The sequence below is a fragment of the Lysinibacillus sp. GW247-5R2A genome, from assembly GCF_059424475.1.
This window is the reverse complement of sequence record NZ_JBWKZL010000003.1, coordinates 94,566-116,243: the sequence shown is the minus strand read 5'-3', so window position 1 is coordinate 116,243 and position 21,678 is coordinate 94,566. Positions and strand designations below refer to the sequence as shown.

Annotated in this window: 23 protein-coding genes; 18 read left to right on the top strand and 5 right to left on the bottom strand. The window is 39.6% G+C overall.

From position 1 onward, the window contains the following. Nucleotides 1–76 precede the first annotated feature (76 nt). The 6 genes from nagE to ptsP all read left to right on the top strand — a co-directional run bounded on the left by nagE (nucleotide 77) and on the right by ptsP (nucleotide 6,721). Complete coding sequence (gene nagE, locus AC07YC_RS06485) at nucleotides 77–2,026, top strand: N-acetylglucosamine-specific PTS transporter subunit IIBC (RefSeq protein ID WP_494918801.1); 1,950 nt, start codon at nucleotides 77–79, stop codon at nucleotides 2,024–2,026. Nucleotides 2,027–2,123: 97 nt separating this feature from the next. After that, nucleotides 2,124–3,278 (top strand): N-acetylglucosamine-6-phosphate deacetylase, encoded by a 1,155-nt coding sequence (gene nagA, locus AC07YC_RS06480; RefSeq protein ID WP_494918799.1) that lies wholly within the window; start codon nucleotides 2,124–2,126, stop codon nucleotides 3,276–3,278. 30 nt (nucleotides 3,279–3,308) lie between these two features. Next, a complete protein-coding gene (locus AC07YC_RS06475) occupies nucleotides 3,309–4,019 on the top strand; it encodes a sugar isomerase domain-containing protein (RefSeq protein WP_336635961.1) in 711 nt (236 codons plus the stop codon). Next, nucleotides 3,997–4,746, top strand: a complete 750-nt coding sequence (locus tag AC07YC_RS06470; RefSeq protein ID WP_494918951.1) for a glucosamine-6-phosphate deaminase — start codon at nucleotides 3,997–3,999, stop codon at nucleotides 4,744–4,746. Before AC07YC_RS06475 ends, AC07YC_RS06470 begins: the two co-directional genes overlap by 23 nt. Further along, on the top strand, nucleotides 4,746–5,012 hold the full coding sequence (locus tag AC07YC_RS06465; protein ID WP_336635959.1) for an HPr family phosphocarrier protein: 267 nt from the start codon (nucleotides 4,746–4,748) through the stop codon (nucleotides 5,010–5,012). Before AC07YC_RS06470 ends, AC07YC_RS06465 begins: the two co-directional genes overlap by 1 nt. Then, on the top strand, nucleotides 5,009–6,721 hold the full coding sequence (gene ptsP, locus AC07YC_RS06460) for a phosphoenolpyruvate--protein phosphotransferase (protein ID WP_494918798.1): 1,713 nt from the start codon (nucleotides 5,009–5,011) through the stop codon (nucleotides 6,719–6,721). The genes AC07YC_RS06465 and ptsP overlap by 4 nt, the downstream gene beginning before the upstream one ends. Before the next feature lie 156 nt (nucleotides 6,722–6,877). Here ptsP and AC07YC_RS06455 read toward each other — a convergent pair whose 3' ends face one another. Both AC07YC_RS06455 and AC07YC_RS06450 read right to left on the bottom strand, forming a co-directional pair. Then, nucleotides 6,878–7,273 (bottom strand): HAD family hydrolase, encoded by a 396-nt coding sequence (locus AC07YC_RS06455; RefSeq protein WP_494918797.1) that lies wholly within the window; start codon nucleotides 7,271–7,273, stop codon nucleotides 6,878–6,880. Nucleotides 7,274–7,289: 16 nt separating this feature from the next. Beyond that, nucleotides 7,290–8,057, bottom strand: coding sequence for a sporulation protein (locus tag AC07YC_RS06450; RefSeq protein WP_494918796.1), 768 nt, complete (start codon nucleotides 8,055–8,057; stop codon nucleotides 7,290–7,292). Nucleotides 8,058–8,368: 311 nt separating this feature from the next. Here AC07YC_RS06450 and AC07YC_RS06445 point away from each other — a divergent pair, with 311 nt between their 5' ends. The 3 genes from AC07YC_RS06445 to AC07YC_RS06435 all read left to right on the top strand — a co-directional run bounded on the left by AC07YC_RS06445 (nucleotide 8,369) and on the right by AC07YC_RS06435 (nucleotide 11,392). Next, nucleotides 8,369–9,106 (top strand): urease accessory protein UreH domain-containing protein, encoded by a 738-nt coding sequence (locus AC07YC_RS06445; RefSeq protein WP_494918795.1) that lies wholly within the window; start codon nucleotides 8,369–8,371, stop codon nucleotides 9,104–9,106. A gap of 26 nt (nucleotides 9,107–9,132) precedes the next feature. Further along, nucleotides 9,133–9,843: a cytochrome c biogenesis CcdA family protein gene (locus AC07YC_RS06440; protein ID WP_494918794.1), complete on the top strand. Its 711-nt coding sequence runs from the start codon at nucleotides 9,133–9,135 to the stop codon at nucleotides 9,841–9,843. Nucleotides 9,844–9,910: 67 nt separating this feature from the next. Beyond that, nucleotides 9,911–11,392 carry a multicopper oxidase family protein gene (locus tag AC07YC_RS06435; protein ID WP_494918793.1) on the top strand — a complete coding sequence of 494 codons (1,482 nt, stop codon included), beginning with the start codon at nucleotides 9,911–9,913 and terminating at the stop codon, nucleotides 11,390–11,392. Nucleotides 11,393–11,443: 51 nt separating this feature from the next. Here the strand turns inward: AC07YC_RS06435 and nhaC are convergent, their stop codons facing one another. Then, on the bottom strand, nucleotides 11,444–12,826 hold the full coding sequence (nhaC, locus tag AC07YC_RS06430) for a Na+/H+ antiporter NhaC (protein ID WP_494918792.1): 1,383 nt from the start codon (nucleotides 12,824–12,826) through the stop codon (nucleotides 11,444–11,446). Between the two features lie 544 nt (nucleotides 12,827–13,370). Here nhaC and AC07YC_RS06425 point away from each other — a divergent pair. From AC07YC_RS06425 to AC07YC_RS06395, 7 genes are all read left to right on the top strand, one after another. Next, entirely contained in the window at nucleotides 13,371–13,991 is a 621-nt protein-coding gene (locus tag AC07YC_RS06425; RefSeq protein ID WP_008175806.1) for a DUF47 domain-containing protein, read from the top strand. 15 nt (nucleotides 13,992–14,006) lie between these two features. After that, nucleotides 14,007–15,023 carry an inorganic phosphate transporter gene (locus AC07YC_RS06420; protein WP_336635952.1) on the top strand — a complete coding sequence of 339 codons (1,017 nt, stop codon included), beginning with the start codon at nucleotides 14,007–14,009 and terminating at the stop codon, nucleotides 15,021–15,023. A gap of 82 nt (nucleotides 15,024–15,105) precedes the next feature. After that, complete coding sequence (locus tag AC07YC_RS06415; protein ID WP_494918790.1) at nucleotides 15,106–15,327, top strand: hypothetical protein; 222 nt, start codon at nucleotides 15,106–15,108, stop codon at nucleotides 15,325–15,327. Nucleotides 15,328–15,397: 70 nt separating this feature from the next. After that, nucleotides 15,398–16,096 carry a response regulator transcription factor gene (locus tag AC07YC_RS06410; protein ID WP_494918789.1) on the top strand — a complete coding sequence of 233 codons (699 nt, stop codon included), beginning with the start codon at nucleotides 15,398–15,400 and terminating at the stop codon, nucleotides 16,094–16,096. Then, complete coding sequence (locus AC07YC_RS06405; protein WP_494918788.1) at nucleotides 16,093–17,532, top strand: HAMP domain-containing sensor histidine kinase; 1,440 nt, start codon at nucleotides 16,093–16,095, stop codon at nucleotides 17,530–17,532. Before AC07YC_RS06410 ends, AC07YC_RS06405 begins: the two co-directional genes overlap by 4 nt. 7 nt (nucleotides 17,533–17,539) lie before the next feature. Next, nucleotides 17,540–18,610, top strand: coding sequence for a LolA family protein (locus AC07YC_RS06400; protein WP_494918787.1), 1,071 nt, complete (start codon nucleotides 17,540–17,542; stop codon nucleotides 18,608–18,610). A 9-nt stretch (nucleotides 18,611–18,619) separates the two neighbouring features. Further along, nucleotides 18,620–18,841: a hypothetical protein gene (locus AC07YC_RS06395; RefSeq protein ID WP_494918786.1), complete on the top strand. Its 222-nt coding sequence runs from the start codon at nucleotides 18,620–18,622 to the stop codon at nucleotides 18,839–18,841. A 180-nt stretch (nucleotides 18,842–19,021) separates the two neighbouring features. Here AC07YC_RS06395 and AC07YC_RS06390 read toward each other — a convergent pair whose 3' ends face one another. Both AC07YC_RS06390 and AC07YC_RS06385 read right to left on the bottom strand, forming a co-directional pair. Next, nucleotides 19,022–19,375 (bottom strand): DUF4260 domain-containing protein, encoded by a 354-nt coding sequence (locus AC07YC_RS06390; RefSeq protein ID WP_494918784.1) that lies wholly within the window; start codon nucleotides 19,373–19,375, stop codon nucleotides 19,022–19,024. Beyond that, on the bottom strand, nucleotides 19,362–19,802 hold the full coding sequence (locus tag AC07YC_RS06385; protein ID WP_494918782.1) for a MerR family transcriptional regulator: 441 nt from the start codon (nucleotides 19,800–19,802) through the stop codon (nucleotides 19,362–19,364). The genes AC07YC_RS06390 and AC07YC_RS06385 overlap by 14 nt, the downstream gene beginning before the upstream one ends. A gap of 139 nt (nucleotides 19,803–19,941) precedes the next feature. Here AC07YC_RS06385 and AC07YC_RS06380 point away from each other — a divergent pair, with 139 nt between their 5' ends. Both AC07YC_RS06380 and AC07YC_RS06375 read left to right on the top strand, forming a co-directional pair. Further along, nucleotides 19,942–20,424 carry a sigma-70 family RNA polymerase sigma factor gene (locus AC07YC_RS06380; RefSeq protein ID WP_494918780.1) on the top strand — a complete coding sequence of 161 codons (483 nt, stop codon included), beginning with the start codon at nucleotides 19,942–19,944 and terminating at the stop codon, nucleotides 20,422–20,424. Beyond that, entirely contained in the window at nucleotides 20,417–21,607 is a 1,191-nt protein-coding gene (locus tag AC07YC_RS06375) for a hypothetical protein (RefSeq protein ID WP_494918778.1), read from the top strand. Before AC07YC_RS06380 ends, AC07YC_RS06375 begins: the two co-directional genes overlap by 8 nt. The last annotated feature ends 71 nt before the right edge of the window (nucleotides 21,608–21,678 follow it).

Genomic DNA, 21,678 nt, shown 5'->3' with positions numbered 1-21,678 from the left:
TAATAATAGCAACTTAATGAAAACGCTTTTTTTTCATAAAAGTGGTCTAGACAACTATACCAAAGGGGGATGAAAAATGTTTGCTTTCTTACAAAAAATCGGTAAGTCACTTATGTTTCCAATCGCGACATTACCGGCAGCAGCCTTGCTTTTGCGTTTAGGTTCTGGGGATATGCTTGGTGCAGTACCGAATGAAGCAATCCAGTACATTGCTAGTATTATGGCCGCTTCTGGGAATGCTATACTAGGCAATTTACCTATTATTTTTGCGATTGGTATTGCGATGGGGTTAGCACATGATAGCAGTGGGGGAGCCGCTCTTGCGGGTGCGATTGCTCACCTCGTATTAATAGCCGTTTTAGGGACGGTTAATGAAGAATTAAATATGGGTGTGTTTGGCGGTATTATTGCCGGTATTACGGCAGGCTTACTGTATAACAAATATTATAATGTGAAATTTCCAGAATGGTTATCATTCTTTGGTGGACGACGGTTTGTACCAATTATCACGTCCATCACCATGGCAATATTAGCGAGTATTTTAGCGATCGTTTGGGGACCAATTCAGGGCGGTATTGATGCTGTCGGTAATTGGATGATCGGTGCAGGATCACTTGGCGTTGGGATGTATGGTTTCTTCAACCGTCTATTAATACCAGTTGGTCTTCACCATGTCATCAATACGGTTATTTGGTTCGACTTCGGTGAATTTACGAATGCTGCGGGAGAAATTGTGAAAGGGGATATTAATCGTTTCTTAGCAGGAGATCCAACGGCTGGACATTTCCAAGCTGGATTCTTCCCAATTATGATGTTCGGTTTACCAGCAGCTTGTCTTGCGATGTATTTTACTGCGAAAAAAGAAAAACGTCCGATCGTTGGTGGGATGTTCGTATCCATTGCTTTAACTGCCTTTTTAACAGGGGTTACGGAGCCGATTGAATTTTCATTCATGTTCTTATCACCAGTACTTTATGGTATCCATGCAGTCCTAACAGGTATTTCGCTTGCGGTTGCCTATATTGTTGGGTTCCGTGATGGCTTTGGATTCTCAGCAGGGTTAATTGACTACTTGCTTAACTTAGGTTTGGCTGATAGTCCATTACTGCTTCTACCATTAGGTTTAGGCTTTGGGGCCATATATTTTGTGGTCTTCTACTTCTTAATTAAAAAATTGGACTTAAAAACACCTGGACGTGAAGATGATGATGAAGAAGATGGGGAATCACATTCAGCTATTTCCGATGATATCGATTTACGTGCCTACTACACAATTGAAGCATTAGGTGGTAAAGATAATATTCAGCAAGTGGATTACTGCACGACTCGCTTACGTATGTCCGTACAGGATGCCAGCGTCGTGGATGAAAAAACATTGAAACAAACAGGTGCGCGAGGTGTTATGCGTATTAGTAAAACCAATGTACAAGTAATTATTGGAACATCTGTTGAGTTTTTAGCAGAGGCTATGAAAGAACGTCTGCAAAAAGGCAACCCAGCACCAGCTAATGCCCAATTGCCGACGGAACAGCCTGTAGCGACAGCAGAAGTAAAAAGTGAAGCAACAACAACTTTCCATGATTTTGAAATGCCGATAACTGGAGATTTATTACCGCTATCAGAAGTACCGGATGAAGCATTTTCTGCTGGCCTGATGGGTCCTGGTTTTGGGATTCGTCCGACAGATGGAACTGTTTATGCACCGTTTGACGGTCAAGTGGTGATGATTTTCCCTACGAAGCATGCGATCGGTTTAAAATCTGATACAGGATTAGAATTATTAATTCATGTCGGATTGGATACTGTAACGCTTAATGGTGAAGGCTTTGACATGCTTGTGTCAGATGGTCAAACAATTAAACGTGGGGATGCATTATTAAAAGCAGACATCACAAAAATTAAGGAACAAGTGCCTTCCATTATTACGCCTGTCGTTTTCACTAGCCTAATGGGGCAAGAGATTACGCTAGGAAAATCAGGGTACCAAAGAGCAGGCTCTACCAATATTATTTCAATGAAAAAGTAACAATTCATGGGGCTGTTTGCGGAGGAATACATGGGCAATCATATTGCAAATGGATACCTTTTCAACAGCCCTTGTTCAAGAAGAGGAGATGTTTTTCTTGAGTTTAATAATTCGGAACATCACAGTGGTCAATGCGAGTGGTCGAGATGAACAGATGGATGTGTGGATGAAGGACGGTAAAATTGCTCAGGTTGCCCATCATATTGAGGCGCAGGGCGTTGAACAATTAGATGGTTCAGGCAAGTTTTTATTGCCAGGATTTATTGATATGCATATTCACGGGTCAGCCCAAATGGACACAATGGATGCATCCGATGAAGGGTTACATATCATGGCCAAATCACTATTAAAAGAAGGTACAACCAGCTTTTTAGCAACTACGATGACTCAAAGCTTTGACAATATCGAACGGGCCATCGCCAATGTGGCACAATTCCAGCCAAAGTCAGATGAAGCGGAAGTCCTTGGCCTTCATATTGAAGGACCTTTTGTCTCGAAGCAGCGGGCAGGAGCTCAACCACTTGATTATATTGTCCAGCCAGATGTAGAAGTGATGACAAAATGGCAAGCATTAAGTGGTCAAAAAATTAAACAAATTACGCTAGCACCTGAAGAACCTAATGGAATGACAGCAGTCCAAAGCCTTTCTGAAAACGGAATTATTGTATCCATTGGTCATTCCGATGCTTCATTTGAGCAAATGCAAGAAGCTGTTCAATTAGGTGCATCACAGGGGACACATTTATACAATCAAATGCGTCCATTCCATCATCGTGATCCTGGTGTGGTCGGTGGTGTTTTGCTATTAGATGGCATAAAGGCTGAACTGATTGTTGATTTTATTCATATGCATGAAGGAGCTGTGGAAATGGCTTATCGTTTGAAGGGGGCAGACGGAATTATTTTAATAACGGATGCGATGCGAGCGAAGGGTATGCCATACGGTGAATATGATTTAGGTGGTCAATTGGTGCATGTGACAGAATCAGGAGCCCATTTATCGAATGGTTCACTGGCGGGTAGTATTTTAACAATGGATCAAGCTGTACGAAATATGCGTCAGATTACCAATTGTACATTAGAGGAGCTAGTGAAAATGTCCAGCTATAATGCTGCCCAGCAATTAAAATTAACGAACAAAGGACAGCTGATAGAAGGATATGATGCGGATGCAGTGATTGTGGATGGACAGTTACTGCTACATCAAACGATTAAAGCTGGCCAAATTAGTATGCATGCAAACAAGTTGTAAGAAACGTTTGAAATGAAAAGGTGATAGATCATGAATACCTATTTTCAACAAGTCAATCGCTATTTAACAATGGTGGCACAACAAGAAAATGAACAAATTAACCATGTAGCTCAGTTAATCGTCAAACGACTCTTACAGGGAGGCATTATCCAGTTATTTGGTTCAGGCCATTCCATGCTATTAGCACAAGAATGTTATTTCAGGGCTGGTGGCTTAGTCCCTGTCAAACCGATTCACATTGAATCCTTAATGCTACATCAGGGAGCACGGCAATCTTCACAAAATGAAAAGAAGCAAGCATTTTTAGCCTCCTATAAGGATCAGCTACAGTTTGATGACAAAGATGTTTGTATCATTATTTCAACATCTGCCAACAATCCAGTGCCTATTGATATGGCAATCTACGCAAAAGAAGCAGGTGCGCATACGATCTCACTGCAATCATTGGCCTATCAACATCAGCCATCACGCCATCCTTCAGGCAAACGTTTAGAGGATATCGTAGATGACGTTCTAAATACGCATGTCCCATTAGGGGATGGGGTTTTAACAGTTGATGAGTTGCAATATGGACCTGTATCTACAGTGTTAGGTGCAGCGCTATTAAATGCTCTATTCGCCCAAATCATTGAAGTTCTACATGAACAAGGCGCCAGCTTACCAGTGTTTGCTAGCAGTAACTTAGGTAACACCAATAATGATGAGCTTATTGATCAATATGGTCAGCGCATTCATTTTTAAGGCTTTAGGAAAAGGAGGATATGTGGTGAACATAGAAAGATTTGATTCAAAAGAAGATTTATATGCACGAGCAGTAGCCATCATAGCAGATGCTAAAAATAATGGGTCCACTACGTTCGGGCTAGCTACTGGTGGAACGATGGAACCGTTGTATGCTAAAATCTGTAAAACGGAAATTGATTTTTCAAATTGCATCAGCTTTAATTTGGATGAATATGTAGGGCTTGAGGCCAATCATGAGCAAAGCTATGCCTATTATATGCATCAGCATTTATTTCACGAAAAGCCATTTCAGGCATCGTATTTACCAAATGGCTTAGCAGCTGATCCTATGGAGGAAGCTGCTCGCTATGAAGCCCTATTACAACAGCATTCCTTAGACTTTCAATTGCTTGGTATCGGACAAAATGGCCATATTGGTTTTAATGAACCCGGTACACCATTTGAATCCTTGACACATCTTGTGACATTGGAGGAATCGACTCGTCAAGCCAATGCTCGCTTCTTTTCTTCGATTGATGAAGTGCCCACGCAAGCGTTCACTATGGGGATTCAATCTATTATGCGCGCAAAATGCATTTTGTTACTAGCAGTGGGAGAAACTAAGCGTGAGGTGTTAGAACGTGTGCTGGCCTCTGATTATACAGAGGAAATTCCAGCAAGTGTTTTATCTAAACACCCAAATGTCATCATCTTAACAGACTTACAAGTAGAGGAGAATAAATAATGAAAACACAACAATTTACAGTAATCGATCCTTTAGGAATTCATGCACGTCCAGCGAGCCAGCTTGTGGCAAAGGCTACGCCATTCACGTCAGCTATCGAAGTGCGTACGGAAGAAAAAGCAGCCAATTTAAAATCTATTCTTGGCGTAATGGGATTAGCGTTAAAACAAGGTTCTCAATTTACACTTTATGTAGAGGGGGAAGATGAAGAGCAAGCATTTGAGGCATTAACAACATTAATGACAGAAATGGGGCTTGCACAATGACACATTTCACTGGTATTGCCGCTTCAGACGGCATTGCCATTGCTAAAGCGTATCGTTTTGTACAACCGGATTTAACATTTAGCCAAACAAAGGTTCAAGATGTTCAGGCGGAGCAGCAACGTTTAGCCGCTGCCCTTGCTAAAACAGAGCAAGAGTTAGCGGCGATTAAACAGCAAACATTAAAAAAATTCAGTGCCGAGGAAGCAGCCATCTTTGACGCGCATTTATTAGTGGTAAATGACCCAGAATTAATCGGACCTATTCATCAAAAAATAGCTGACGAAGGGGTCAATGCAGAGTTTGCCTTACATGAAGTGTCTTCAATGTTTGTGGCATTGTTTGAAAGTATGGATGATGAATACATGAGTGCACGTGCATCCGATATTAAAGATGTGACAAATCGCATGTTAGCACATTTACTCGGTGTACATATTCCAAACCCAAGTAATATTAGTGAACAGGTGATTATTGTAGCCAATGATTTGACTCCTTCAGAGACGGCTCAATTGGATCGTAACTTTGTTCTTGGCTTTATTACTGATATTGGGGGCCGTACCTCTCATTCAGCGATTATGGCTCGTTCGTTAGAGATTCCGGCAGTAGTTGGAACTGGAGCAGCAACGACGACTATTCAAGATGGAGATGTATTAATCGTGGATGGTTTAGCAGGTCAAGTGCTGATCAATCCGACGGCAGATGTGATTGCCAGCTATCAAGAAAAAGCACAAAGCTATCATACTCAACAAGCGGAATGGTCAACGCTAGTAAACGAACAAACGGTGTCCCAAGACGGTATCCATGTAGAGCTAGCCGCTAATATCGGCTCTCCAGGCGATTTGGAGGGCGTGTTGCGTCACGGGGCTGAAGGAATTGGCTTATATCGAACAGAGTTTTTATATATGGGCCGAGAAAACCTGCCATCTGAGGAAGAGCAATTTACAGCGTATAAGACGGTTCTTGAAGGAATGCAAGGTAAGCCTGTGGTCATTCGTACACTAGATATTGGTGGAGACAAACACTTGCCGTATTTACCACTACAGGAAGAAATGAATCCATTCCTGGGTCATCGCGCCATTCGTCTATGCTTGGAGCAACAAGAATTATTCCGAACACAATTACGCGCTTTACTGCGAGCATCTGTTTATGGCAACCTAAAAATTATGTTCCCCATGATTGCGACTATTCAAGAGTTCCGTGAGGCTAAAGCGATTTTATTAGAAGAGCAAGAACAGCTAGTTGCAGCAGGGAAGGACGTAAGTGCTGACATTGAAATAGGCATGATGGTGGAAATTCCAGCTACAGCAGTGATGGCTGACGTTTTTGCCAAGGAAGTGGACTTTTTCTCCATTGGAACAAATGATTTAATTCAATATACAATGGCTGCAGATCGTATGAATGAAAAAGTATCTTATTTATATCAGCCGTACAATCCAGCTATTTTACGCTTGGTTCAAATGGTCATTCATGCCGCCCATCAAGAACAAAAATGGGTAGGGATGTGCGGAGAGATGGCAGGCGACGAGCTAGCAGTTCCTTTATTGCTTGGCTTAGGCTTAGATGAATTCTCAATGAGTGCAACATCCATTTTGAAAACACGTTCTTTATTGAAGCGCCTAGCTGTAAAGGACATGCAAGCTTTAGCCGCTGAGGCATTACAATGTGCAACAGCAGAGGAAGTAATGGAAAAAGTAAAGCAAGCAGTAAAATAACTTTTTAAAACCATCTAAAGGATGGCTCAGGCTGTAGATGAACTCAAAAAATGTTGAGTTGTCTACAGTCTTTTTTCTTGTTAATGAAATAGAACGAAGAACGAAAATAACAAAAGCCAACGAGTGTCTATTTCTCGTTGGCCATTGTCTACCGTTTTATTGTTTGCTGTTGAAATAGTCGATGATGGAAGGTAATTCTGACAAATCATCAAGGTTGGCATCTGCCTCCACATAGTCCCATTGAACATCCTTTTTCCAAATACCTTTCATGCCAACAGCTTGAGCACCCTTCACATCATTTTCAGGATGATCTCCTAAAAAAATGCTGTTATGAGGAGAAACCTGTAGCTTGTCTAAAGCTCTCATAAATAGTTGGGGATCAGGCTTTTTCATATTTTCCCATTCAGAGACTAAAATCACATCAAAATACTTCTCAATGGCTAAAGCTTTAATAGTGTCCATTTGAAAATGACCATAACCATTCGTAGTGATTGCTAGAAGATATTTATCCGTTTTCAATTGTTCTGAAAAAGTAGTTGAAGTGCTCTTCAACTACTTTTTAGTGAAATTATAGTTGCTTTGAAATAATTTGTTGGAATTTTTCTGGAAGCGTCGGTAAATCATGCATCGTAACGGTTGTTCGAACGTAGCTTTCATCCATCTCTAGAGCTTCAGCGAAGAAGCTTCCAATGCCTTTTACTTTGCGGTCAATTTGTAAAAGAATTTCTGCCGAATGATTGGACTGGGACAGAAAGACCATTTCAAGTTCATCTAAATGGCCTCTAAAGGAACCTGTTGGTACAAATTCAAACTCCTGTACAAATGGATAATACCCACGGAAGCGAGCTGGGGCTTGCTCACATTCTGCTTCTCGTAAACGAAAACCTAATCGACCTATAGCATCAAGTATTTGCGCTGCGAGGCTTGTTGGCTCGACACGAATATAATCTTTATCACTTGGGTCAACTGCGTTTTTAATATCGAGCCCAGTTTGAATCCAGACTTGCGTTTTGCCTGCACTAATCGGTGTTTCAAATGGCAGTGTCAACGAAATGGGAATGACCTTCTCTTCACTAGCAGCTAGTGTGAAAGGCTCTGTCACTTTGACTTTTTGTAGCGTGGCCACCTCTGTATGTTTATGATCATTTGACTCTCTTACATATGTCGTATTAATAGACAGATAGATGGAATCCACTTGTTGTTCAACTTGACCGCCACGCACGATGATTTCCCCTCGCATGACTTCTCCAGCTCGATAAGTATCCTTTTCCAATCTTGTATCAACTGTTGCTGAGCCTATCCCAAAACTTGCTAGTGCTTTATGAAAAAAAGACATTCTTACATTCCTCCTACGGACATTGTTAGCTATACATACGCACAGTTTGAAAAAAGGTTTCAAGACTCGTAAATTTTTAACCATACTAATTGAAAATCCAAAAGGGGATGCAGTACCCGAAACGGAACGAACCACTCTCTATGTGTAGGTTCGTATTAGTGCCTCTATCAACAAAAGACATACTTTGCTCACATCATCGTCTTCTAAAAGCAGGAGAGTCGATTTCTGCATCATTTATTCATATTTACCCTGTATACTAGTTTTGGCTAGCTTGTAAAGCTGAAATGATGAACAGATGGAAGGTGTTTAAATTGTATAGTTATTTGTCAGCTATTAGTCAGTTTCTAAGTGAGCCGATTAATCAATTTTTAAATGCCTATGAGCATTCAGCATGGGCTATGGCGCTGCTATTAGGTCTCATAGGGGCACTAGCTCCATGCCAAATAACCGGCAATATGAGCGCTATTACATTTTACGGAAATAAAACACTGCAAATGAAAAATAATTGGCAGGAGATACTGTTTTTTATTCTCGGCAAAATAGTTGTTTTTAGTGGACTTGGGCTTTTTGCATGGTTATTTGGACAATCGTTTGAAACTAAAATGACCTTGTATTTTCCCATTTTCCGTCAGGCGATTGGACCAATGATGATGATAACAGGGCTTATTTTATTAGGTTTATGGAAGCTGAAATTTTTAAATCGTCTGTCGACGCTTATTCCTCCTGTTATGAAAGGGGGCAAACTAGGCTCCTTTTTAATGGGCGCTAGCTTCTCTATTGCCTTTTGTCCGACCATGTTTGTCCTGTTTTTTGTATGGCTAATGCCCATCGTCACTGGCACATCCTATGGGTTTATCTTACCTAGTATTTTTGGGGTTGCTACTTCTATCCCATTACTCATTATGCTTCTTTTCATTTATCTGTTTGATGCGAAGCGACTCATTTTACGAACAAGCATGAAAATGGGGAGAGCTATTCAAAAAGTGGCAGGCATATTATTACTTTTAGTAGGTTTAGTGGACACCATTACATATTGGGGAATCACTTAACATGAAAGATGTAAGGAGTGCTCAAAATGAATCCAGATATGAATCTTTTATTAGCCTTTGGTGCAGGGTTTTTAAACTTTATTTCTCCATGCACCTTACCGCTCTATCCCGCTTTTATTTCTTATATTACAGGGATGTCACTGGATGAACTTCAGGGAGACAATAAAAAATTAAGAACGATAGGTATGTTGCATACGCTGTTCTTTTTAATTGGATTTTCGGTAATTTTTATTTTCTTAGGATATAGCTCATCTGTTGTCGGGTGGTTTTTCTTCCAGTACCAAGATGTATTGCGACAGGTTGGGGCTATTTTAATTGTTCTCTTTGGTTTAATGATTATAGGGGCCTTTTCTCCGAAGTTTTTAATGCAAGAAAAACGTCTTTCCTTTAAAAATCGTCCTACAGGCTATTTAGGCTCCTTTTTCATTGGGCTTGCCTTTGCAGCGGGATGGACCCCCTGCACAGGTCCGATTACTGGGGCCGTTTTTATGATGGCTTCTCAACATCCAGGGATGGGCATGTTTTATATGGTAGCGTATGTTTTAGGGTTTGCCATACCGTTTTTCCTGCTATCGCAATTTGTCACGAAATTCGCATGGGTTCGAAAATATAGTCAAACAATCACAAAAGTGGGTGGCTATTTCATGATTGTGCTAGGAATTGTTTTGTTTTTCGACGGTTTAACAAAAATCATCATTTGGCTAAGTCCATTGTTCGATGGTTTTTCAGGATTTTAACGCTCTTCATTATTTCTCCATACTTCTTTGTTACAGTACTTTTGTCGTAACAAAAGGAGGAAAATAGATGAAATCTAAAATGCGGTTTTCATTACTGACAGTATTGATTGTCCTGATAGGCGGGTGTAGCGCTAGTAAAACAGAAGACGATGTTTCGACTAAATCAATGAACAACGCTCATGAAGGAATGGATATGACAAATGGGCATATGAGTCATACAAATCCTTTACAGCTTGCTCCCTCTACAGGAGAAAATGAGGTGGCTATACCTCCATTACTAGAACCAGATGGAAAAAATCCAGCTCACTATTCAATTGTGGCACAAGAAGGGACAACAGAGTTTTATCAAGGTACCCAAACAGAGACCTATGGCTATAATGGGGCCTTTTTAGGACCAGTGATACGAATCCAATCGGGGCAAACCGTACAATTTACAACTACGAATGAAATGAGCAAAGAGACAACATTCCATTGGCATGGTTTAGAAATACCAGGTGAGGGGGATGGTGGCCCACATGAACAAATAGAGCCTGGTCAATCGAGGAAGCTAACTTTTCCTATCCGCCAGCAGGCAGCTACTTTGTGGTTTCACCCTCATCCAGAAGGACAAACGGCTGAGCAGGTATATAAAGGACTGGCCGGGCTCATTTATGTGGAGGATGAAAATTCACAGCGTTTAGGATTACCTCAACAATATGGCGTAAATGATATTCCGTTAATTTTTCAGGACCGCCAGTTTGATGATCAACAACAATTAAATTATCAACAGTTCAAAAATAATGACGGGACAATTGGTGATACATTGCTTATAAATGGTACGCTCAATCCGAAGCTCCATGTACGCCGAGAGCCTGTTCGCCTTCGATTGGTGAACGGCTCGAATGCCCGTAATTTCACCTTCATGCTAAATACGAATGAGGAATTTCAACAAATCGCCACAGATGGAGGATTTCTAAATAGCCCTGTTCCACTAAAAAAACTGACCTTAACACCAGGGGAACGTGCTGAAATCATCATCGATTTTTCCAAGCTAAGTACTTCCACTGAGTTATCATTGATAAATGAAGAGGGTGTAGTCCTGTTACCGTTTACGATTACAAATGAACGCACTACTCCACAGAAGATGCAGGATGTATTAAATCAATTCTCCACAACTAGTGAAGAACAACAATTACCTGTATCTAAACGTTTAGAGCTATTTGGTATGGGGACGATGGTAACGATTAATGGCAAGCAATTTGATCGCAATAGAATTGATTTTGTACAACAACAGGGAGTGACAGAAATTTGGGAAATTTACAATAAACCCGATATGATGGGTGGCATGACTCATCCGTTTCATTTGCACGGTACGCAATTTAAAATTGTATCCATTAATGGTCAGGCGCCACCGCTTAATGAACAGGGCTGGAAAGATACGGTGTCCATTGAACCAGATGAAACAGTTAAATTGGCAGTGAAGTTTCAAGATAAGGGTATCTATATGTTCCATTGCCATTTATTAGAGCATGAAGATAATGGCATGATGGGACAAGTGAAGGTAGAATAGAAACTTTTTGAACGATAAAAAGGTAGCTGATCAACAATCAGCTACCTTTTATTATTGCTCAAGCTTAGTTAATGTTTTACCACTCCAACCAAAAATAATAGTTAAAATTGGTCCAAGTAAACAGAAGAAGGTGAATGGTAGGTAATCCAGTGTGGAAATTCCAAGGACACTTGTGATGAAAATACCACAGACACTCCAAGGTACCAGTGGATTGACAACCGTTCCAGCATCCTCCATAACACGAGATAAGTTTTTAGGTGCTAGGCCAACCTTCGCAAATTGAGCTTTAAAAGCTTCACCTGTTAACAGAATAGATAAATACTGCTCACCGATTAATGTATTGACTCCAATGCCGGTAAGAGCGGCGCCTGTAATAACGGAGCCAGCAGTTTTAAATAAGCTTTCAACCTTAGCTAAAATACTTTGTATGATACCAAGTGTGAACAAAAGCCCACCCATTGTTAAGGCCAGTAAGACAAGAGCAATTGTAAATAGCATACTATTCATGCCTCCGCGTGTCAGTAGGGCATCTACTTCCTTATTACCAGAGTGAGAGACATAGCCATCAAATAAAACTTTGAAGACGTCTGAAGCTGGTAGGGGATCTAATGTATAAGATAGACCTACACCGAGAATAGAAACAACGGCTAAAGTAATAACGGCAGGAGCTTTATAAAAAGTCATCATAACGAGGACGACAATTGGTAATAATGTATACCAATGAATAAGTCCTGTATTCAATAATCCTTCTTTAAATTGCTCCACCGTGTCAAAAGACGTTGCTTCGCCTGTTGGCGATAAAATAGCGTATAGGACGAATGAGATTAGGAAAGCAGGGATTGTTGTCCAGCCCATATTTTTAATATGTTCAAATAAATCTACACCGACTGTTCCTGAGGCAAGATTCGTTGTATCGGATAAGGGTGACATTTTATCACCAAAAAAAGCACCAGAAACAATTGCACCAGCTGTTATGGTCAATGAAATGTCCATGGCACCTGCGATACCCATAAATGCCACACCAACAGTTGCTACTGTTGTTAACGAACTACCAACAGAAATACCAACGATGCTACAAATTAAAAAAACAATGGCAAAGAAAAAGTTTGGTGAAACCGTTAAAAAACCATAATAGATGAGCGTAGGGATTGTTCCACCCATAATCCAGCTCGAAATTAAAATACCAATAAAGAAAAAGATGAAAACAGCGCCCAATCCAGCACTAGCACCCGCAATCATCCCACCCTCTAAATCGCGAAAGGGGACTTTTTTTAGTAATCCATAGGCTAGTAAAAGAGAAATAACTAAAAAAATCGGAATATGGGGTGTTGCTTTTAAATACCCAATACTAAAAGACATTGTGGCAATAATTAAAAGTATAACGAAGCTTGCCTCCATAAATCGAGGGTTGCTTTTAGCGTCTATTCGAAACATATGAAACCTCCTATAAATACTTCTTCGCTTCAATGCGGTGAAGCCCAAAAGTATTATAGCACGCTAATATTTTTTGTCAATTGACAGAAAATTGCAGGATTCCTTCAATTTAATGCTCTGAGGTTGTTGTCCTTACTTTTATGTATAAGCAGCAACAAGGACGAGCATAACAAATAGGAAAGGTGACATGTTTCGACAATTTAAAGGTAAAAAATAGCAGAGGAAATACTTAGTTCGAATGTAAATACCGTTTACAATTCCTTAACATTTCATGTGGTAAATAAATAGGGAGAAAAAAGATTATTTCAAGTATTTTTATAAAAATAACAGAAAAAACGGTCATATTTAAAGAAAAAATAGTGATTTTTATTATTTGATTTCCAACGTTTTCAACTTGGAAACCAGCCTAAAAATAAATGTGGCAAATTTTATATTACAGTTTTGTAAAATCAACATAGAAGTGTTTAAAATTTTGTAGAATTGTGTAAATGTTTTGTTATGATGATTCAGAAATTGATAATTTTTATTTTACAGGAGGAACAAGATGTTCAACTCAAACAAGCAGGATCCATTTTTTCAGTCATTATTAAAAATCGCTAAAAATGTGAATGAGGGAATTTATTATGCTCATAATGCCCATATTCAAGATATAGATGCGTTAAAAGAAATTGCCGATACTATGAAAGATTATGAAACAAGCGGTGATAAATTAATTCATGAGCTTATCGTAATGCTGAATAAATCATTTATGACACCAATTGAGCGAGAAGATATTTTAGCTTTAGCCAATAAATTGGATGATGTAATTGATGGAATGGAAGGCTGTATTGCCCACTTCAATATGTACAATTTAACGGAAGTAACGGAGCCAATGCGTCAATTCCTAACATATATTGCGAAGAGTACAGATGAGATGGTACAAGCCATGGAGCTATTAAATAATAAAAAGCTTGTAGAGATGCGTAAACATGCGATTCAAATTAAAGATAATGAACGTGAATGTGATGAAATCTTCCGTTCCTCGATGAAACAGTTATTTATTCAAGAAAAAGATCCAATGCGCCTCATTGTTTTCAAGGATATTTATGAGCAATTTGAGGATATTGCTGATAGCTGCCAAACAGTGGCAAACACAATTGAAACAATAATTATGCGTAACGCATAAGATGGAGTGTAACAAATGGATACAATCTTACTAATTACCATATTAGTCGTTATATTCGCATTAGTGTTCGACTTTATAAACGGCTTCCATGATACAGCGAATGCGATTGCAACGTCTGTATCAACCCGTGCATTAAAACCACGTACAGCGGTTTACATGGCTGCAGTTATGAACTTCGTCGGAGCTATTACATTTGTTGGGGTAGCCAAAGCCTTAACAAAAGATATAGTGGACCCGTTTAGCTTAAATGCCTATGATGGCGATATCACAGGTTCTGTCGTTATTTTAGCAGCTCTATTTTCTGCCATTACATGGAATTTACTTACATGGTATTTTGGAATTCCATCAAGCTCTTCCCATACATTAATTGGGTCTGTAGCAGGTGCCGCGATTGCAGCAGCTGGATTCAGTATTCTGAACTATGCTGGGTTTATTAAAATTTTACAAGCACTGATTTTCTCACCACTACTAGCGTTTGCCGCTGGTTTCCTAATGATGACCCTATTAAAGGTCATCTTTAAAGATATGAATTTATACCGTACCAATAAAGGCTTCCGTACCATGCAAATCGGAACAGCGGCCTTACAATCATTTACACACGGAACGAACGATGCCCAAAAAGCGATGGGTATTATCACACTCGCTTTAATCGCAGGTGGTTTACACACAGGCGACGATATTCCTTTCTGGGTACGTTTTGCAGCAGCTACAGCAATGGGTCTTGGTACCTCTGTAGGTGGTTATAAAATCATCAAAACAGTGGGTGGCAAAATCATGAAAATTCGCCCAGTGAATGGAGTAGCGGCTGACTTAGCTTCGGCTTCTATTATCTTTGGGGCGACATTAATTCACTTACCAGTATCCACAACACATGTTATTTCTTCATCTATCATGGGTGTAGGAACAGCACACCGTGTCAAAGGCGTTAAATGGGGAATGGCCCGTAAAATCGTTACAACATGGGTCATCACTATGCCAATCTCTGCCGTAATGGCCGCATTAATTTACTATTTTTTAAGTTTATTTTTCTAGTTCAATCCGAAGAATGCACAATCACTGTGCATTCTTTTTTTGTTTGGGATGAAGTGAGGGAGGAGTTGCGGATAGAGCGGGCATGGTAGAGGAAAGCGTGGGGAAAACGGATAGAACGGGCAGAGTGACGGATAGAACGGCGAAAGTGACGGATAGGAAGGCAAAAGTGACGGATAGCGAGGGCAGAGTGACGGATAGGAAGGCAAAAGTGACGGATAGCTCGGCGAAAGTGACGGATAACCCCGCGCAGAAGAAATGGAAAACCCCGATCATTTGTGCAAAATTCAGATTCGTTCTATGTTAAATATAAAGAAAGTGTAAAGTTCGGAGAAAATCGTTTTTTCCGTAGTAAGGTTAGTGCAGGAGGAGAATGAATGAAGGTAAAGTTATTACTGATTGAGGATGATGCAGCTATTGGTCGCATTGTCAAAGATACAATGGAGCAAGAGGGCTATCTTGTAATATGGGCCACTACGGGTCTTGAAGGGCTGGCAGATTTTCAGGAGCAACCATTTGATTTAGTGTTGGTGGATTGGATGCTACCAGAAATGGATGGTCTTACGGTTTGTCAAAATATACGTTGGGAAAGTGATGTGCCCATCCTTATGATGAGTGCTCGTAAGGAAGAAGCGGATAAGGTGGAGGGCTTGCAGGGAGCGGACGATTATATTGCAAAGCCGTTTAGTTTGGAGGAATTAAAGGCTCGGGTGGCATCTCATCTTAGACGCTGGAGACGCTATAACAAGCAAGACGATGTAGAAAAGCAGACTGCCTATGCCAATGGATTATTAATTGATTGGCAACGAGAGATAGTGAGCGTTAATCAGCAAGAAATAGCGTTAACTCAAAAGGAATTTGCTCTTGTCAATCTATTAGCAAAAAATCCGAAGCAAACCTTTACGAAAGAGGAACTATATCAGCATATTTGGCAGCAAACGACTTTAGAGGACACACATACTGTCACAGTACATATTAAGGCACTACGAGAAAAGCTTAAGGATTCGGTTAAACATCCATATTTTATTCAAACTGTGTGGGGCAAGGGTTACCGTTTTATTGGTGAACCATTATGAAAATTAAATCTTGGTTACTTATCACTTTTTTTATTGTCATGGTGTTGCCCATATCTGGTGCTTATAGTCTATATGTGTGGATAAATGCTTATTATCAAGATAAAAATGTTGCCGAATACTTTGATAAATGGACAGAGCTAAATCAGGTAAAAGCGGTTGTTGACAATCCAGCACTATATCAAAAAATTGCAAATTTAGAAGAGATAGAAGAGCTGACCAATGGGCAGCTAGCGATTACACTTTACACGAAATCAGGTTTTGTCTTATATTCCTCTAACCCTTTACAATCGGGCTATGTATGGAAAGAGCGGATGTTTAAAGGTTTATATGATTTACAACAATCGTACAACGCCTTTACCTACAAGGAGCCTGTATATCACAATGGGGACTTGTTGGGCATCTATGAAATTCAATTAATAAGAACGGATTGGGTAAAAGGTGTAGAGAAGCGTTCATGGCTTGTTATTATAGGCTCTATCTTGCTGTTTCTAGTAATTTATATAGGGGTCATTTTGTTGCTTAATGGGAAACTTAATCGACCATTAAGCGAACTGATGCATCAAATGCGAAGTTTTGCCAAAGGGGAGCATATAGAATCCAATTTAAGTTCAAGAAAAGATGAGATTGGTTCACTTTCCCAAACATTTATGGCGATGCAACATGAAATTGAAATGGCCCGGGCTTCCTTAAAAGTAGAACAACAGCAAAAAGAGATGATGATTGCAAGTATCTCCCACGATTTAAAAACGCCTCTTACCGCTATTCAAGCCTATGCAGAATCCTTACTAAACAATGGTTTATCACTACAGCAGCAAGAAGAATATCAGCAGGTCATCATCACGAAGGCTGATCGAATGAAGCATATGCTAGAAGATTTATTGATGTTTACATTGCTCCAATCAACGAACTATGAATTAGAGCTGGTAGCAGTTGATGGGGAAGAATTTTTTGAGATGGCTTTGTCAGACTATGAACCGTTATGTGAGGAACAAGGTTTTACATTAGAAGTGTTCTGTGATGTAGCTGGGCTGTATGCTGTGCACCCTAAACAACTTCAGCGGGTGATAGATAATTTATTGAGCAATGCATGGCGTTATGGTGAGATCGGTACTTCTATTGGTTTAGCGGCAATTAAAGCTGGAAGTTTTCCGGAATGGGGGTTTGATTTCCTTAAGCCAGCTTTAACGAAGCAAGAGGGTATGTATATGATTGTGCAGAATGTTGGGCAGGGCTTGCCACAAAAGGACATTGTAAAGTTATTCGAGCCCATGTATCAAGCGGATCATGCAAGATCAAAGGCTGGAGAACGAGGAACAGGTCTTGGCTTAAATATTACGAATCAAATAATTGAAAAACATGGTGGCACTGTAGAGCTGCTTTCTAGGGAGAATATTGGAACAGCTGTTGTCTGCTGGCTACCACCTATAAAGGAGTAGATGAACTATGAATTGGAAAAAATCATGCCGAGCAGCGGGCTTAATCGCTGCCATGACATTTAGTTTAGTTGGCTGTAATACGGAGGCATCGTATTCACCGCAAGAAATTATTGAGCAAGCACTTCAGGAATCGAGGGAACCACTTACCTATTATGGCGAATATACGCTAGATATGGGGGAGCTAGGTGGCAAAGCTCAAGTGAAAGAATGGGTCAAGAATAGCAATAGACGTATAGAGATGAAAGGGGACAATGATGAACATGTCATCACAGTCAAAACTGATTCTGAACTGATAAGTTATGATGTCACTCAACATACAGCCTATAAAATGGCTTATCCACAAGGTGAATTAGACGGACTGCAATCGCCTAGGGAAGAGGTACAGCTTGTTTTTAATTTGGTTAAAGATACACATGATATTAAAATATCCGGTGAAGAGAAGGTTGCTGGGAGAGACACATATAAAATTGTAGCAAAAGCTAAAAAATCTGATTCATTATTTGGGGATATAGAAGCATGGATTGACAAAAAAACTTGGCTGACGTTAAAAATGAAATCAGATAATGCAGGTAATCAAATGATCACTGAATACTCAAAAATAAATGTTGGTGAAAAAATTGATGATCAACAATTTATGCTTGATCTACCAAAAGATGTAACAATCCAAGAAATTAGCGGTGAAGATACTTCAGAATTAATTTCATTGGACGAAGCGAAGCAACAACTAGAAAAGTTTTTAATGGTTCCGCAAACAAATGGTCTAACTATAGATAAAATTTCAATGGTTAAAGGATTAGAGGATCGACTAGAATATTCTTTTGACATTGGATTAGATGGGGAGCTAGCTTTTTTCGTCACTATTTTTAAAGCAGATGATAGTATCGCTGAAATTGGCCCCATCTTAAAGGAAAAAGAGGTAGATATTCGAGGACAAAAAGGAACGGTTATGGATGATAAAAATTTCCGTTCGATTGCTTGGCAAGAAAAGGGCTATCAATATAGTATTGTTGGCGAAAATCCTGAATTAACGATAGAGGATCTTGTAAGCTATGCAAAAGAAATGGAACTTGTTCAATGAGGTGATGCTATGAAACGAGCACAAGGGTTGAAATGTCTTGCACTGTTTTTATTTACTACTATTTTTTTATACGGGGTAGGCGATACCTATCAAGTGTCTTGGCTACAATTTCATTTTACAGGCCTATATGATGAAGTAGGCTTTTATTTCAGCTTTACGTCACTTATTCCGATAATAATTGGATTATTGATGGTAGGGCTTTATGAATCACTGTTAAAACGATTAATATAAAAAGTTTAGAAGCAGGATCTCGGATGAGAATCCTGCTTCTTCTAGTAAGAATTTGCTTTTATTTTACGTTAACGTATTTACATCATTTAAAAGAGGAGACATTCAAGTAAATGATCGTTCATTGATCCCTTAAGGAGCGTGGATACCCAAGCTCCTATTTTTAATGCTTCATCTTGCTCATTATGCAATCTGCTGTAAATGTGTTTTTGTAAAGGCTTCATCATACTTTAAGCCATAACCGAGTGCTCGATCTAAGAAAATATGTGCCAGCCAAATCAAGGCAACCATTAGAAGGGTTGGGATGGAAAGCGTAAAGCCAATTACGAGAAGGATAGCGGGTATGACGAAGCTATGCCCCATATTATAGCAAAGGGCACCCATTTTTGAATTGATCATATAACCGGCCATAGTGATATCAGGCAGCAGTAAAAATACAATAAATGATAGCCATGAAAAATCTAAGTGACCATAGAAAAAGGCCGTTAAAATAAAAGCGATGACATATTCTAGTGAGATAATTTTACGTAGTTTCATTGTAACCACGACCTTCCTGTAAAATTTGGTACATATCTTCAATAAGTGAATTAATTTTTTCTTGATTGTTTTTAAATTGTCCATCAGCCATTAATGTTTTAGTTAGCTGTAGCGATTGTCGTGCATGCTGATAAAAGTGCATGAGTTGTTCAATATGGGCAATCTTTGCAGAAAATAGCTGTACTGTTTCTTCATTACACTCGGTGGATATAGGTTTTTTTTCAAGTGTCAGTAAATAGTTGATTTCTTGCAAGGTAAAGCCAAGCTGGCGTAGGACGAGAATAAATTTCATGGTCTGTTCACATATGCCATCATACACACGGTAGCCATTGTTTAATTTCTGTGGATGTAGTAGTCCTTCTTTTTCGTAATAACGGACTGTATCGGTGGATAATTGAAACTTCTCGGCAAATTGTTTTATTTTCATATGAGCACCTCCTACAATTATCCTAACATTGGAGTATGCTCCAAGGTCAATACACGTTTAGAAAAAATTTGAAACCGTGATTCATTGGGAATCGTTTATTGTGTAAGAGGGGGAGGTGGATGGCATACTTGAACAAATCATGGATGAACATGGAGAGCATTTATTGCGCCTCGCTTATTTTTACGTAAAGAACCCACAAACGGCGGAGGATATTGTACAGGAGGTTTTTATTAAATTTTCTCAGTGTAATTATGAGGAACGTGGACAGCTACGCGCTTTTTTATCCACTTTAACGATTAATCGTAGCAAGGATTATTTAAAAAGCTGGCATTATAAAAAACTATTAATACAAGAAAAAGTGTTTCCTATGAAGTGGAATAAACAACGTGATGAGCTAGTCATGGCGGAGGAACGATCCTCTGTGGGAGCGGCAATATTAAAGCTAGCACTTCTGTATAGAGAGCCGATTGTTCTTTATTATTTTGAAGAAATGAAAATACATGATATTGCCCTAGTTTTAGAGGTTTCTGAAAATACGGTGAAAACAAGGCTGAGACGGGCAAGAGAGGCATTACAGTCCTATCTAAAGCAGGAGGAATGGGAGGTGCTAAAGGATGAATAAAGTACACAAAGAATTGGTGAAGGTAGCAGGGGATATGACGAGTAGCAAAGAACGTGTTAAACAATATGTGCTACATTCTAAGAATTCCAATAAGAAGCCTTATCGATTCACACTTTTATCGGTGGTGCTCACCGTATGTGTGGCAGGGTTTATACTGGTACAGCTGTTAGGGAAGGAAACGACCCAGACGACTACATGGTTTCATGAAACCCAGCTCGATCATTTTGAGCGTATAGCCCAAATGATGTGGCCCAATCAAAATAAGGAATTTTATCAAGAAGAGGCTTATCGCTCGTATGAAAAGCTTGTTGCCGCATATTTTTTTGCAGAGTCATTAGGAATTACCTATACAAAGGATGAGCTGGAGACGGAGAGGAAAAACTTTGTTGAGCAAATGGAAATGCTACAGCAATCACCTGAAAATAAAGCTCTTTTTCGAGGAGTAGAACCGAGTAAATATGTGGATGTTTATATGGAACCTCTCCTGCCGATGTATCTAGCTAGAACGAAGCTCTACGCGATGTATAAGGAAAAATATCCAACTTTTTATGCCTATAAAGGCGTCGCAGATATTGAGGCTATTCGGTATTTCCAAATGAATTTTGCTGAACAGGCGACGGCCTTTCAAAAGGAAAATAACATCGTGGACCGTACTAATACATCTGGCACCTCTTTAGTAGGAACCGTTGCAAAGGTTGAGTCGAATGCCTTTTTATTTATCGAAGGTATTATTCCAAAAGATCTCGATCAAATGACAGAAGAACAGCTGGAGGAAAAGTATGAGCAAGCTGATTGGTACCCTGTATTAGCTGATTTTCCTGTAGAACAAGGGGACTATATTACCCTCCATTCGACTGAAACGGGTAGCATCGAGGAAAATGGGGTTGTTAGGAAGTATGGCTTATTAAACGATGTGGAGGTATTGGAGCCTAATGTCACTTTGGAGCTCGATCTGCAAAATGAACAAGAAGTAGCTGAATTCTTGCAGGATATGCCTTGGCAGACAGCAGACTATATGAGAAGGCCCCCTGATTACTCCCTTCAGGTGGAGGGGGTGCGTATTGAAATATGGAAAGGCTATGGCGGTTTACTTTATCTCCAAAAGATAGGGAGTGGAGAAATTAAATTAAGCTCCGAAAAGGCTAAGAAATTAAAAGAATTACTAAGTATAGAAGAATCTTAACAAGTCTCTGTGAAAGAGGCTTGTTTTTTGTTAGCGAGAAAATTATAGTGAAAGTACTATGTTAAATTTAC

Coding starts and splice junctions, on each gene's coding strand:
- AC07YC_RS06475 (WP_336635961.1), top strand. CDS start 3,309: ATGAATACCTATTTTCAACAAGTCAATCGCTATTTAACAATGGTGGCA.
- AC07YC_RS06420 (WP_336635952.1), top strand. CDS start 14,007: ATGGATACAATCTTACTAATTACCATATTAGTCGTTATATTCGCATTA.
- AC07YC_RS06395 (WP_494918786.1), top strand. CDS start 18,620: ATGAAACGAGCACAAGGGTTGAAATGTCTTGCACTGTTTTTATTTACT.
- AC07YC_RS06405 (WP_494918788.1), top strand. CDS start 16,093: ATGAAAATTAAATCTTGGTTACTTATCACTTTTTTTATTGTCATGGTG.
- AC07YC_RS06425 (WP_008175806.1), top strand. CDS start 13,371: ATGTTCAACTCAAACAAGCAGGATCCATTTTTTCAGTCATTATTAAAA.
- nhaC (WP_494918792.1), bottom strand. CDS start 12,826: ATGTTTCGAATAGACGCTAAAAGCAACCCTCGATTTATGGAGGCAAGC.
- AC07YC_RS06465 (WP_336635959.1), top strand. CDS start 4,746: ATGAAAACACAACAATTTACAGTAATCGATCCTTTAGGAATTCATGCA.
- AC07YC_RS06470 (WP_494918951.1), top strand. CDS start 3,997: ATGGTCAGCGCATTCATTTTTAAGGCTTTAGGAAAAGGAGGATATGTG.
- AC07YC_RS06400 (WP_494918787.1), top strand. CDS start 17,540: ATGAATTGGAAAAAATCATGCCGAGCAGCGGGCTTAATCGCTGCCATG.
- AC07YC_RS06410 (WP_494918789.1), top strand. CDS start 15,398: ATGAAGGTAAAGTTATTACTGATTGAGGATGATGCAGCTATTGGTCGC.
- nagE (WP_494918801.1), top strand. CDS start 77: ATGTTTGCTTTCTTACAAAAAATCGGTAAGTCACTTATGTTTCCAATC.
- AC07YC_RS06435 (WP_494918793.1), top strand. CDS start 9,911: ATGAAATCTAAAATGCGGTTTTCATTACTGACAGTATTGATTGTCCTG.
- AC07YC_RS06440 (WP_494918794.1), top strand. CDS start 9,133: ATGAATCCAGATATGAATCTTTTATTAGCCTTTGGTGCAGGGTTTTTA.
- AC07YC_RS06380 (WP_494918780.1), top strand. CDS start 19,942: ATGGATGAACATGGAGAGCATTTATTGCGCCTCGCTTATTTTTACGTA.
- AC07YC_RS06450 (WP_494918796.1), bottom strand. CDS start 8,057: ATGTCTTTTTTTCATAAAGCACTAGCAAGTTTTGGGATAGGCTCAGCA.
- AC07YC_RS06415 (WP_494918790.1), top strand. CDS start 15,106: ATGGTAGAGGAAAGCGTGGGGAAAACGGATAGAACGGGCAGAGTGACG.
- AC07YC_RS06390 (WP_494918784.1), bottom strand. CDS start 19,375: ATGAAACTACGTAAAATTATCTCACTAGAATATGTCATCGCTTTTATT.
- ptsP (WP_494918798.1), top strand. CDS start 5,009: ATGACACATTTCACTGGTATTGCCGCTTCAGACGGCATTGCCATTGCT.
- AC07YC_RS06375 (WP_494918778.1), top strand. CDS start 20,417: ATGAATAAAGTACACAAAGAATTGGTGAAGGTAGCAGGGGATATGACG.
- AC07YC_RS06385 (WP_494918782.1), bottom strand. CDS start 19,802: ATGAAAATAAAACAATTTGCCGAGAAGTTTCAATTATCCACCGATACA.